This window comes from Nocardia sp. CA-135398 (genome assembly GCF_050955845.1).
Classification (GTDB): Bacteria; Actinomycetota; Actinomycetes; order Mycobacteriales; family Mycobacteriaceae; genus Nocardia.
This window is the reverse complement of record NZ_CP192084.1, coordinates 4,064,244-4,077,112: the sequence shown is the minus strand read 5'-3', so window position 1 is coordinate 4,077,112 and position 12,869 is coordinate 4,064,244. Positions and strand designations below refer to the sequence as shown.

Here is a 12,869-nt window from a genome sequence, read left to right as displayed (position 1 = left end):
CGAGCACTGCTCTTGACTTTGGCTCGGACCGGTTGCATGCTTGGTCACAACAGAGAGCACCGCTCGCCAAAGTAGACTAGGACTCACCATGTCGGAGCTGCACATCGTCACCGGAGCCGGGCCAACCGGGACCACCATCGCCGAACAATTGGCCGCGGCGGGCAAACATGTTCGGGTGCTGACTCGTTCCGGGAGTGGTCCCGATCATCCACTCGTCGAGCGACGCAAGGTCAATGCGACCCTGCCCGAACAGCTTTCGGGCGAGTTCGACGGTGCGACAGCGGTCTACCACTGCCTCGGCGGATCGGAGTACACGGCGAAGGTCTGGCGTGCGGAGCTGCCACCGGCCGAGCGCACCGTGCTCGATGAGGCCGAAAAGGCTAGCACGGTAGTGGTTTTCGCGGAAAACCTCTATTCCTACGGCAAGGTCGACGGCCCGATCACCGAAAACCTGCCCCGCAATGCCGATTTCGGTAAACCCAGCGTCCGCACCCAACTGGTGCGTGCCCGCGAGGCACACGCCGCCACGACGGTGAGCGTCGCCGCCGCCGACTTCCTCGGCCCCTATGTTCGGGCGTCGCTGGCCGGGGAGCAGGTGTTCGTGCCGATCCTCACCGGCAAGCGAGTGCAGGCATTCGGCAAGCTCGACCTCCCGCACTCCTACACCTATATGCCCGACCTCGCCGCCGCCATGATCCGCGCGGCCGCCGACGAATCGGTCTGGAATTCCTTCCTGCACGCCCCGACCGCGCCGCCGATCACCCAGCAGCAACTCTTCGACGCGATCGCCGCCGCCGCGGGCCTCGCGGCCCCCAAGGTCTTCGCGGCACCGGCCGCCCTGCTGCGCATGATGGGCATCGCCAACGAGACGATGCGCGAGCTCGCCGAGATGAGTTACCAGGTCACACGGCCGTTCGTACTGGATTCCTCCGCCAGCGAGCAGCGCCTCGGCCTACATCCGACGCCGATCGACGAGGCCATCGCGGCCACCGTCGCCTGGTGGCAGACCCAGCTCTGAGCCTTTGCTACTCGGTAGTAGTGTTACCGGTGTCACTGGCGACACGGATCGAGGAGCACCACATGGACCAGCGAGACACGGATTTCGACGTACTCGTGGTCGGTTCGGGATTCGGCGGCAGCGTCACCGCGCTGCGGCTGATCGAGAAGGGCTACCGGGTCGGTGTGCTGGAAGCCGGACGACGCTACACCGATGACGAGCTGCCCGAAACCAGCTGGGACCTGCGCAAATTCCTGTGGGCGCCGAAGCTCGGCTGCTATGGCATCCAGCGTATCCACCCGCTGCGCAATGTGCTGATCCTCGGCGGTGCGGGTGTCGGCGGCGGTTCGCTCAACTACGCCAATACGCTCTACGTGCCGCCGGAGCCGTTCTTCCAGGACCAGCAGTGGCGCGATATCACCGACTGGCGCGCCGAGCTGACCCCATACTACGAGCGCGCGAAGAAGATGCTCGGCGTGGTGCAGAACCCGCATCTGACACCGGCGGACGAGGTGTTCAAGAAGGTCGCCGACGATATGGGCTGCGGCGAGACATTCGTGCAGACCCCGGTCGGCGTCTTCTTCGGCGAGCCGGGAAAGACCGTGGCGGACCCGTACTTCGGTGGTGTCGGCCCGGACCGCACCGGCTGCCTCGAATGCGGTGAATGCATGACCGGCTGCCGGCACGGCGCGAAGAACACCCTGGTGAAGAATTACCTGTACCTCGCGGAAAAGGCTGGCGCACAGGTCATTCCGATGACGACGGTGACCGCGATCCACCCGCTGCCCGACGGTACCTGGGATATCTCGACCGAGCGCACCGGCGCGTGGTTCCGCAAGCGCCCGCAGACCTACACCGCTGGCCAGGTCGTGCTCGCCGCGGGCACCCTCGGCACCCAGAAGTTGTTGCACGCCATGCGGGATCGGGGCGTACTCCCCGAATTATCCGACCGGCTCGGCGAACTCACGCGCACCAACTCCGAATCGATTGTGGGCGCGGCGACCCGCAAGGTGAATCCGGAGGTCGACTTCACCCGCGGCGTCGCGATCACCTCCTCGATTCACCCGACCCACGACACCCATATCGAGCCGGTCCGCTACGGCAAGGGCTCGAATGCGATGGGTCTGCTGCAGACCCTGATGGTGGACGGCGGCGGCCGGATACCGCGCTGGCTGCGCTTCCTCGGCCAGGTGGTGCGAAACCCGTTCACGCTCATCAGTTTTCTGAGCGTGAAGAACTGGAGCGAGCGCACCATCATCTCGCTGGTGATGCAGCACCTGGACAATTCCATCACCACCTACACCAAGCGCGGCCTGTTCGGCCGCAAGCTCACCAGCAGGCAGGGCCACGGCGAACCCAATCCGACCTGGATTCCGGCGGGCAACGAGGTGACCCGCAAGGTCGCCGAGGAGATCGGCGGCGTCGCGGGCGGCAGCTGGGGCGAAGTCTTCAATATCCCGCTCACCGCCCACTTCCTCGGCGGCGCACCCATCGGCGCGGACCGCGACACCGGCGTAATCGACGCCTATCACCGAGTTTTCGGCTACCCGACCCTCAGCGTCGTCGACGGCGCCGCCGTTTCGGCGAACCTCGGCGTCAACCCGTCGCTCACCATCACCGCCCAAGCCGAACGCTGCGCCGCCTATTGGCCTAATAAGGGCGAGCAGGACCTGCGTCCCGCACAGGGCGTTGCCTACCAACAGATCCAACCGATCGCCCCCGAGAACCCGGTCGTCCCCGCCGACGCCCCGGCCGCCCTCGTCCTCCCGATAGTCGAAATCCGCACACGCAAGTCCGCCGCCAGTTGACGGTGGTTTACCGCTCGTCGAAATCTCCTGCGTCCAAACCGGTTTCACGCAGGAGGCGAGCCAGGGTTTCGGAGTCGACAGGGCGTTCCGGCGGCTCATCGGCCTCCTCCCGGTTCGCCCGGGCAACAGGGAGCATTTCGTCGTAGCCCGGGTCGCCGGGATGGAATTCCTCGTAACCGTCGAAAAGGACGCCGTCGTCGGTCCGGCCGCCCACCCGTCGGAGGATCGTCACACCGTCCCTGGCGAGGATCGGGTGGTCAACAGCGTCATTTGAATGCTCGTTCAAAGTACTCCTCCAACTGTGCGGCGATGCGTTTGTTTCCGCAGGCGAATTTGAGCAGACGCTTGGGGCCCGCTACCCATGCCGCGAAGGCCTCGGCGAACCCCTCCACCGGCGTGTCGGCATAGTGCCACCAGTCCCGATGCTCCCCGATCCTCGCTTTGATCTCCGCGTGCAGATCCTGCCACCTTTGCTCCTCGCTGAGCCAGCGGCCGCCGGTGCCGTATGCGGCATCGGCGGCATGGCCGAACTCGTGAAAGACGGTCTTTCCCTGAAAACCGTCATTGGCGGCGTCGGAGTTGACGTAGAACCGTCGTTGACCAGGCGAATACAGGCCGATGACGTTCTTCCACTTCACTTTGTCGTTGGGACCTTCGGGGTGCGCTTGCACCAAGGACTCGATACCGGGCAGTTGCGTCACGGGCTTCTTCCCGATGACAATGCCGCCATCGGGCACTGCGTTCATGTGATCGCTGACCCGCTGAAAGACATGATCGGGTATCCGAGCCAGATCCTGCAGGACCTGTCTGCTCTCCGGCGTCGAGTCGACAATGTTGATGAACGGGCCACCCTCGGCGGGGGTAAAGCCGACAGTGAATTCGTATGCGTCCGCCCCCAGTGATATGTGATCGCCCGGGCGCAGTGTGACCATGGTGCCGGACTTGATCTTTGTGCCGTTGACGTAGGTGCCGTTCGTCGACCCCTCGTCGCGGATCCAGACCCGGCCCGATGGGTGAACGCCAACGCTGGCATGGCGGTTGGAGATTCTGTCGTAGTAGGGGAGGTCGGCGGGCAACCGCGAGTCGTGCCGCCCGAGTACCACCGGCTCCCCGCCGCGCACCAGATCGAGCGACAGCCCGCCATGCGGACTGTTGAGCTTCACCGGTACCGGACGCACAGCAGGCTCGCGGAAGCCATCGCCGCCGAAGTGTGCCGAGCCCAACCAGTCACCCATCCGGATCGTGTCGCCCGGCTGGAGCCGGACGGGGCCCGCGTCCGGATCGAGTCTTCGGCCGTTGACCCAGGTTCCTCGCGTGGAGTGCTCATCGCGGAGCATGAGGTTTCCGTATTCGTCACGGTAGATCGTGGCGTGGTGCCGGGACACCGAGAGGTCGTTCATATGCTCGGCCAGCGGCGAGTCGAGCCCACGGCCCAGCTTCACCTCCTCACCACGCCGCAGTATGAGTTCCGGAGCGTCCGCGTCATCGAGCAGCCGAACTGCAAGTGGCGATTCCTCACCCACCTGCACCCTCGCGGACACGTTGTCGAAGGTCACCTTGTCGTCGCTGTTGAGGTACCGTTTTTCATTCGATGGGATCGTCTCGTCATTGACTTGCGTGCGAACCGAGCCCTCTGGCGCCGGGTCGCGCACCCACACTCGACCATCGAGGTCACGTCCGACGATGACTTCATGACCGCCAACGGGCTTGCCGTCGCGCCAGAACATGGTGTGCCCGTTGAGCTCGCCGATGTTGACGATCCGCTCCTGACCGGGTTCCAAGTGAATCGGACGACGATGCTGGTCCGGCGGGAAATGCAGGGCGGCGGGCCCGAGATCGGTCGGCTCACCGATGCCGATATGCGCGGTGCCGACGAAATCCGGCCCGAGCTGGACGCTGTCGCCCTCGGTCAAGGTGATCTTCTGGTTCGGTGCGACTCGGTCCCCGTTGACCCATACGCCCGCGGATCCTTCGTGATCCCGAATCCACAGTCGGCCGTCGTGGTCCAGACCGAGCCTCGCATGCTGCGGGTCGACCCCCGCGACGCCACGCAGATGCGCCGCGAACGGCGAGTTCTCGTCCGTGCCCACCGGGACCGTATGTCCAGGCTCGAGCCGCACCGGTATCGCGTTCGGTCCCGTGCCGAGCAACACCCGGACCGGGCTCGCCCCGATCGCCCCATCCGGCGCCACGAATTGCGCCTCACCACGGTATCCGCCGAGTTGGACCGAATCGCCCGGTCGCAGAGTGCGCTGCTCGCCCCCGGCAAGCACCTCGCCGTTGACCCGGGTGCCGTTCGAGGAGTTGTTGTCCTGGATCCACACCCGGCCGTTCTCATCCATACCGACCGTCACGTGGTGTCGCGATACGGTGTTGCGTCCGGGCGTATCCGGATGCAGGATGCTGCGGCCGATATCGATCGTCTGGCCACGATGTAGCCGGACCGGCGGGCCATCGTTGCCGAACAGCCGCACCTCGGCCATCTGGCGCTGAAAGGTGATCCCGAGTTCGAACCCGCGACCGAGTGCCAGGTCCTGGCCATCGAAGACGCGCACCCAGTTCTCGCCGACCACCTGCTTGCCGTCGACAAAGGTGCCGTTCAACGACCCGTTGTCGCGGATGAGTACGTGGCCCTGTTCGTCGACCATGACGCTCACGTGCCGGCGTGAGACGACCTCGGTCGCCATATGCTCGAGCAGCGATCCAGCACCGCGCCCCAAGACGTACTCCTGGCCCGCGAACAGTCGCAGCGGAACCTGTGCACCATCCGGTCCGGTCAATACCAAATCGACGTAGCCGTCCGGATGGTGGTAGAGCCCGGTGGCTCCGGGTGACCTCGTCGCCGCGGCCAGTTCATAGTCGCGCGCCGACGGTTCGGCCGGATCGACGCGCAGCTCCCGCAGGGTCGGTGGACCCTCATAGGTTGGCTCGCCCTCGTGCGGGATCGGCTCGTCGGTGTGCGGATCGGTCTCGCGCACGACCGGGCCATCGGCATTCTGGTGGACAGGTGACAACTCGGGTGCCGGAGCGTCCGCCACCACGTCGGCCCCCGCATGGTTCGGGGGTGTTCCAGGTCGCCCCTGGCTCGGGTGGTCCGGGATCGGCGCAGGCCGGTCCGCGCGCGGAGGGGCCGACACGTCCCTGCCTTCGCTGCTCGGCCGTCGACCGTTGGATTCCGGTGCCCGAACCGGTGATTCGCCCGCGGACGGTGGTGCCACGGGCGAGGCGGCGGACCGGCGGGGGCCGCCGGTATCGACAGCGCGCGCATCGAGCGCGTCCAGCCGCTGCACCACCACATCGTGCAAACTCGGTTGCCCAGCGGAGATGAATGCCGGGCGCAACTCTTCGATCCGCTGTCTGATCTGATGTACGTCGGATCGCGTCAGATTATGGTCCGGCACCACTTCCGTGTAGACGTGGTCACCGTTGACATGCACCGCAGGCATCCGCACCCCGACCGCGTCGCCGGCCCGTGAGACCAGCAATTGCGCGTGTGCCTGCTGCCGATCCGACACCATCTCGTGGAACACCTGAGTGCCATCGGAAAAGGTGAGGCGCTGCACCACTGACGCCGAGTCTCCAACGGGGCGGCTGGGCGTGATCGTGTCGACCCTTGGTGCTTCGCCGGACCGCAAGAGCTCGTTCACCTGCGCGCCGAACTCTCGCTGCCGCAGCCCGGACCGGGAGGCGCCGGTGTCACTCCGCAACGCATCGCGTCCCGCCTGGTGGACCCGTAGCGAGCTGGTTGCCGCGCCGAGGAATCCACCGGCGAAACCGGTGACGGCGGCGGAGCGCACGATCCCGAACAGGTCGCCGAGGCTGTGAATATCCTTGTAGTGCAGGGCCAGCGACGGCAGTGCGCCGACCACGCCACCACCCAGACCACCCGCGCCGCCGATCAGTACGGTGCCACCCATATGCATCGCAAGTCGACCCGCAGTGGTCGTGGCTCTGCCGCCCATGAGGTCCAGCACGTGCGGCGCGACTCTCCGCCCGATCTCCGCACCCGCCGCACCGCCCATTGCTCCGCCGAGTATCAGTTCCACGAACGAGCCGATATCGAACTTGTCGCGGACGCCGTCAACCATGTCCCAGACCTGCGCGCCCGCACTGGTTACGGCCCCGGTCAGGCCACCGATCTTGGCGGCGTGGATGGCGCCGTGCAGTGCGGTCCGCTCGGCCTGACCGGCCGCCACATGTTCACCCACCTCCCCGGTGAATCGCGCCGCGGCCGCACGCATCGCCTCCTCGGCCTCGAGTCGGTCGACCAGCGCCTTGGCGCCTCCACCCTGGAAGAACAGCAACATGTCGTAGGCGAGTTGCGCGCCGAGTGCGATACCCATGGCGACCAGCAGGTGTTGTATCTGCACCGTGGAGTCGGCAACGTCGTAGCACTGCTTTCCCATGCTCTGACACACGGCGGCCTTGTCGCGCATGGCCTGGAGGACGGCGCGGTGCCGTACGGCAATTCCATCCCGAGCGGCACCGCTGACGGTCTCCTCGGTGCGCCGCGCCTCGGCCTCGTATCGGTCGGCCGCAGCGGTGATTTCGCGGCTGGCCTGCACATATGCGTCCCCGTCGCAGCGCATACCGCCGACATTGGTCTCGGGCCAATGTCCCAGGACCAGGTCGCGCACGGTCGAGGGCACCTCGGCCAGTAGGCCACTCGAATCCACCGCAGCCTCCCGGCACCTCCCACATGCCCGACACGTCAATCTTGTTACGGCCGGAAGAAAGCAAATATTCCCATGGCAGGGAATGCTGTCGGCGGAAAAACTAAGAATAACTGGAAATATCCCCAGCAACGGGCAGATGTGACTCGGTGGTGCTGGTCACACCGAAGTGCCATGGGTGTTGGGAGAACGGGTGTGGGCGAACGGTTTTACGCCGACCCGGACGCGTTGCGCGCCCGTGCGCCGGAACACGAGCGCATCGCCGCGGATGTCGCGGCGACCGTGCGGGCGCTGCGCAACGCGCTGAACGCGGAGGGCACGCCGTGGGGTAATGACGAGGCCGGTCGCACATTCGCCGAGTCCTATCTGCCCGAACATCGTCAGACGATGGCCGACCTCGATACCCTCGTCGCGATACTGCGGCAGTCCGGCAGCGATCTGCGCCAACTCGCGAATAATTTCGAGGACATCGATCTGCTCGGCAAACACCGGATCAGCAACGTGCACAACGAAAACCAGAACGGCGCTGGACCGTCCACGATCGGCAACGGAACGGCCGCGCACCCGATCGATGACAACGTCGCGACCAAACGGACCGCGCCGCAGCCACCCACGACAGCCACCGCGCCGGATGGGGTGTCACCGATACACGAAGCACCGACCTCGGCGATCAGACCCACCGGCTCGCATCCAACGGACAACGGCGCACCCTCGGCGGCGAGTCCGCGGCAGCCGGATCAGACAGCGGGCAACCGCTCCAACTCCGATCAGCCGAACCTCGATCAACCTCGCGCAGACAGCGCGGGACCGCCTGCCACCGCTGTTCAGCCGGTTGCGCAGGCGGGTGCCGGGCCCACGCGTCCCACGGCGAGTTCGCGAACCGCTGCGCCCGCGTTCGGTACACCGGCGGCGGCCAGCACGCCGTGGTCCAAGGCCGGTGCGGCAGCGGCCCCTACGCCATGGTCCAAGCCGACAACGCGGCTGCCGAGAGTCAGTGCCCCGGATGCCGGTCGGCAGGAGATGCCGCCGCGCGTTCCGGGCAGGCCCTCTGCCGTGCGGCCGACCGGGAAGGATAAAGAGCCGGAGCGCAAGACCACACAATCGAACTCCGGCGAATCCCTCGCCGCGCGCCTGGCCAGGGAGCTGGCCGAGCGGCACAATGTGCAGGCGTTCGGCTTCGATACACCCGATGTACCCGAGGTGGTGCTGATCGAGATCGTCGCCGCAGTCGACGCAGTGCTGCCGCAATATCCGCGGGTCTGCCTGCAAGCCATCGGCATCGACGACCTGCCCGATGGTGAACCGACACGGCTGGAATGGAATTCGGCGGAGCACACCTCGCGGATCGCGCTGGCGGTGCATGCGGCGACCGACCTCGAACAATTCGCGCGCACCGCAGCCGAGCACGCGCCCCCGGAATATGCAAGGCGCCCGGTATATTCCGCCATCGTGCGTGAACTCGGCGCAGCCCTCGACGCGGCCGGTGGGTTCCGCGCGCGGACCGCCGCGCAACGTGCACTGATTGCGGAGTACTTACCGCAGGCTCACGAGGACCGCGGCTCGTTGAACCGCACCGTATCTGGATTCCGAGTGTGGCGCGCACAATTGAGCCCGCGAAGCTTTCACCGCGGACAACTCGACCCGGCCACCGCCCTGACGGAGGCATTCACCGATGTGGTGCTCAACGGCGCCCGAGCCGCCCCGCCCGCGCTGGTCCTACACGCCCTTCTAATCCGCACCGCCGGAAGCATCGACTGAGTAGAGATTGGACAGATGACCACCATGCGTTTGGTGCGGTTGGCCTCTCAGAATCAGAGCGGTCGAACAGCTACCCCGGGGCAATCGCCCGGTGGGTGCGCGACCGCAGTTCGCGCCGTGGTCGGCCACTCGGTGAAGTGAACTGGGGCAGATACGCACTCGGTTGAGCACGCTCGTCTAGGGTGTGGGGGCGGCTTGGCCGCGTAGTCAGTTATGCGTGAACAGCTCTGCGTTCCGTGGTTCGTTCCACCGAATCGAAAGGCGCTGCATGGCAAAGGACTTGACGCAACTCGAACTATTGACGGAACTGGAGCCGGTCGTCGGTGCCAACATCGACCGGCATTTGGCCACCGTCAAGGACTGGTATCCACACGATTATGTGCCCTGGGACGAGGGGCGCAACTTCGCAGCAATGGGTGGGCAGGATTGGGATCCCGAGCAGTCACGGCTCTCGGAAGTGGCCAAAGTCGCGATGATCACGAATCTGCTCACCGAGGACAATTTGCCTTCCTACCACCGCGTGATCTCCGAGAACTTCACCAATGACGGTGCGTGGGGCACCTGGGTCGGTCGCTGGACCGCCGAGGAAAACCGCCATGCCATCGCCATGCGCGACTATCTCGTATGCACCCGCGCTGTCGATCCCGTCGCCCTGGAGAACGACCGGATGGTGCATTTGACCCGCGGTGTCCACGCGCCGAAGGACTTCGCCGGTGTGCTCGATCAAGTCGCGTACGTGACCTTCCAGGAGCTGGCCACCCGAATCAGCCACCGCACCACCGCACGAGTCTGCGACGACCCGATCGCCGATCGCATGTTGCAGCGCATCGCAGCCGACGAGAATCTGCACATGATGTTCTATCGCAACATCACCGGCGCCGCGTTCGACATCGCACCGGATCAGACGATCGAGTCGGTCACCAAGATCGTGAAAACGTTTTCCATGCCGGGCACCGGAATGCCGAACTGGCGTCGCAATGGCGTGTTGATGGTCAAGCACGGAATCTACGACCTGCGTCAGCACCTCGATGAGGTCGTATCGCCGGTCCTGCGGATCTGGAAAGTCTTCAACCGCACCGACTTCACAGCACGCGGCGAACGCAGCCGCGAAGAACTCGGCGAGTACCTCGAGAAACTCACGCGCGACGTGATGAAGTTCGAAGAACAACGCGCGCGCATCCTCGCCCGCGAGGCGGCGCGCGTCGGGTAGCGCGGACCTTGGATGTCACAGTCGCGCACGAACACGCGACTGTGACATCCGCCCCGATGCCGATCAGGAACGGTCGAACACCTCAACGACTACCCCAGCAGTGAACCCATCCCACTCGCCGGGAGTGCAGACCCGCCCGGCGGGTCTACCCGATTGAACGCGTCAGTTGCGGACGATCAGAACCGCACCCGCGACGAGCAGGGCCAGCACAATGGCGGCGATGCCGAAAACGAGACGGTGGTTGCGCAGGGCCGGGATCACGCGGTCGACGGCGTAGCGGCCCGGACCGGTGAGGGCGAGCGATGCGGCGGCGAGGGTGAGGAGCAGTTCGTATTCGATGCCCTTCGGGGCGAAGAAGCCGCCGCCCCATTTGACGGCGATCGCGTTGAGCAGGGTTCCGACCAGTGCCGCGGCGGCGAGCGGGGTGAGCAGGCCGACGGCGAGGGCGAGGCCGCCGAGGGTTTCGCTGAGGCCCGCCACCACAGCCATCGCCTTGCCCGACGGGTAGCCGCTCATCGTGAAGAATGCGCCGGTGCCATCGAGACCGCCGCCGTTGAACCAGCCGAACAGTTTCTGTGCGCCGTGTGCGGCCATGGTGAGTCCGACCGCCAGCCGCAGGACAAGTAGACCGAGGTCGTAAGTGTGTGTGGGCGTTGCGGTTTCGGTGTTCGCGGCGGGGGCGGTGATGGTCGCGGTCATGGGATACCTTTCGTCGTGGAGTGGATCAGCCGAGCTGGATGGAGCGCCGGGCCATGCCCAGCCAGAACCCGTCGATAACGGTGCGATGGTTGGCGAAATCGTCGGTGCCCGCACCGAGGGTGACGAACAGCGGTGCGAAATGGTCGCTGCGCGGATGTGCGAGATGTACTGCGGGAGCCTTGTTTTCGAAGTCGAGCAAGGCGTCGAGATCGTGGGCGGCGAGGGTTTCGCGGCCCCAGTCGTCGAATTCGGCGGTGAAGTTGTAGACGTGCTCGTCATCGGTGGTTATGGCGCGCAGGTTGTGGGTGAAGAAACCGCTGCCGACGATCAGCACGCCCTCGTCGCGCAGCGGCGCGAGCCGACGGCCCAATTCCATCAGCCGCTGCGGGTCCAGCGTCGGCATCGACAGCTGCAATACCGGGACATCGGCGCCGGGATACATCTCCTTCAGCGGCACGTATGCGCCGTGGTCCAGCCCACGATCCGGCACATCGACCACACCGCCGCCGAACAGCTTGCGCACCTTGTCCGCCAGCTCCGGCGCGCCGGGTGCGGCATATCGCACGCGGTAGTAGCGCTCCGGGAAACCGCCGAAGTCATAGACCAGCGGCACCGTCGTGGTGGCGCCGAGTGCGATCGGCGCGGCCTCCCAATGCGCGGAAATCATCAAAATCGCGGCGGGGCGCGGCAATTCGCGCGACCACGCGGCCAGCTCACCGGGCCACCGCGGGTGATCGGCCAGCGGCGGTGCGCCGTGTGAGAGGTAGAGCACCGGCATCTGCCCGGCCATCGCTGTCCTCCATCCAACTAGTTCAAATTTGAACTCCGACGACTATAGCCTGTTGTTCAAATTTGAACAACACCGGTAGGATGGCGTCGTGGCTGACGCGAAATGGCTGAGCGAGCGGGAGATGCGCACCTGGCAGGGTTTCCTGGCGGCGGGGGCGCTCGTCGGCCGACAGGTCGAACAGCACCTCAAACAGGAAGGGCTCTCGCATACCCAGTACGAGGTCCTGGTCCGTCTCGCCGCGGCGCCGGAGGGCCGATTGCGGATGACCGAATTGGCCGATGCCCTCTACACCTCGAAAAGCGGTCTGAACTACCAGGTCACCCAGATGGAGAAGGCCGGTCTGGTGCGCCGCGAAGCCTGCCCGACCGATGTCCGCGGCGTCATCGCCAACCTCACCGCGACTGGGCGAGACCGCCTCGAGCAGATCGCCCCCGGCCATGTCGAAACGGTCCGCCGCGTCCTCATCGATGTGCTGACACCCGAACAACAGGAAGCCATCGCCACTGGTTTCGGCGAGGTCGCCCGGCGACTCGGTTAGTGCTCAGCGCTTCGTTTCACCCCTCGGCGGTGTCACTCGTGTAGCCGAGTTCTCGGTCACGGGGACGCGGACCCTGTGCGTCGTGGATCTGGCCACGCCATGGCGACTTGCCAGCAACTGGCAGACCGGGCGCATGGCATGCGGATATACCAGGCGCGATCCCGCATCCGCCGCAACCTGTTTCGCGCAGGTCGGACTGCGCGGGCAATTCTGGGGTTTGCCCGAATGAGCCGTGTGCGGGTCCGACCAAAGGAGGACAGCGGCCGCGACCTCGGGGTGATGTCACCGGCTGTGGGAACGCCGCAGAATCAGGGCCGTAAGAAATCTGTTGGGAAACTCTAAGCCCGAACAGATTTGATGTCCAGGTACGGATGTGACGCTGATGGTCGCAGATTT

The 12,869-nt window shown here is 65.7% G+C and carries 9 protein-coding genes; 5 read left to right on the top strand and 4 right to left on the bottom strand.

What is annotated here, in order from left to right:
- Nucleotides 1-88: 88 nt before the first annotated feature.
- Nucleotides 89-1,018, top strand: coding sequence for an NAD-dependent epimerase/dehydratase family protein (locus ACQP1T_RS17795; RefSeq protein WP_433761627.1), 930 nt, complete (start codon nt 89-91; stop codon nt 1,016-1,018).
- 62 nt (nt 1,019-1,080) lie between these two features.
- Nucleotides 1,081-2,805: a GMC oxidoreductase gene (locus tag ACQP1T_RS17790; protein WP_433761625.1), complete on the top strand. Its 1,725-nt coding sequence runs from the start codon at nt 1,081-1,083 to the stop codon at nt 2,803-2,805.
- Nucleotides 2,806-2,812: 7 nt separating this feature from the next.
- Here ACQP1T_RS17790 and ACQP1T_RS17785 read toward each other — a convergent pair whose 3' ends face one another.
- Together ACQP1T_RS17785 and ACQP1T_RS17780 are read right to left on the bottom strand one after the other, a co-directional pair.
- Nucleotides 2,813-3,091 (bottom strand): hypothetical protein, encoded by a 279-nt coding sequence (locus ACQP1T_RS17785; protein ID WP_433761624.1) that lies wholly within the window; start codon nt 3,089-3,091, stop codon nt 2,813-2,815.
- Nucleotides 3,072-7,481: an FHA domain-containing protein gene (locus tag ACQP1T_RS17780; protein WP_433761622.1), complete on the bottom strand. Its 4,410-nt coding sequence runs from the start codon at nt 7,479-7,481 to the stop codon at nt 3,072-3,074. The genes ACQP1T_RS17785 and ACQP1T_RS17780 overlap by 20 nt, the downstream gene beginning before the upstream one ends.
- 192 nt (nt 7,482-7,673) lie before the next feature.
- Here ACQP1T_RS17780 and ACQP1T_RS17775 point away from each other — a divergent pair, with 192 nt between their 5' ends.
- Nucleotides 7,674-9,236, top strand: a complete 1,563-nt coding sequence (locus ACQP1T_RS17775; RefSeq protein WP_433761621.1) for a hypothetical protein — start codon at nt 7,674-7,676, stop codon at nt 9,234-9,236.
- A 268-nt stretch (nt 9,237-9,504) separates the two neighbouring features.
- Nucleotides 9,505-10,446, top strand: coding sequence for an acyl-ACP desaturase (locus ACQP1T_RS17770; protein WP_433761620.1), 942 nt, complete (start codon nt 9,505-9,507; stop codon nt 10,444-10,446).
- Nucleotides 10,447-10,608: 162 nt separating this feature from the next.
- On the opposite strand, the gene ACQP1T_RS17765 is transcribed toward ACQP1T_RS17770, so the two are convergent.
- Both ACQP1T_RS17765 and ACQP1T_RS17760 read right to left on the bottom strand, forming a co-directional pair.
- On the bottom strand, nt 10,609-11,145 hold the full coding sequence (locus tag ACQP1T_RS17765) for a DoxX family protein (protein WP_433761619.1): 537 nt from the start codon (nt 11,143-11,145) through the stop codon (nt 10,609-10,611).
- Between the two features lie 25 nt (nt 11,146-11,170).
- Nucleotides 11,171-11,935, bottom strand: a complete 765-nt coding sequence (locus tag ACQP1T_RS17760) for a dioxygenase family protein (protein WP_433761618.1) — start codon at nt 11,933-11,935, stop codon at nt 11,171-11,173.
- A gap of 88 nt (nt 11,936-12,023) precedes the next feature.
- Here ACQP1T_RS17760 and ACQP1T_RS17755 point away from each other — a divergent pair, with 88 nt between their 5' ends.
- On the top strand, nt 12,024-12,473 hold the full coding sequence (locus ACQP1T_RS17755; protein ID WP_433761617.1) for a MarR family winged helix-turn-helix transcriptional regulator: 450 nt from the start codon (nt 12,024-12,026) through the stop codon (nt 12,471-12,473).
- Nucleotides 12,474-12,869 lie beyond the last annotated feature (396 nt).

What these genes read in the sequence shown, in the direction of transcription:
- ACQP1T_RS17795 (WP_433761627.1), top strand. Translation starts at nt 89, where the DNA reads ATGTCGGAGCTGCACATCGTCACCGGAGCCGGGCCAACCGGGACCACC.
- ACQP1T_RS17765 (WP_433761619.1), bottom strand. Translation starts at nt 11,145, where the DNA reads ATGACCGCGACCATCACCGCCCCCGCCGCGAACACCGAAACCGCAACG.
- ACQP1T_RS17770 (WP_433761620.1), top strand. Translation starts at nt 9,505, where the DNA reads ATGGCAAAGGACTTGACGCAACTCGAACTATTGACGGAACTGGAGCCG.
- ACQP1T_RS17790 (WP_433761625.1), top strand. Translation starts at nt 1,081, where the DNA reads ATGGACCAGCGAGACACGGATTTCGACGTACTCGTGGTCGGTTCGGGA.
- ACQP1T_RS17760 (WP_433761618.1), bottom strand. Translation starts at nt 11,935, where the DNA reads ATGGCCGGGCAGATGCCGGTGCTCTACCTCTCACACGGCGCACCGCCG.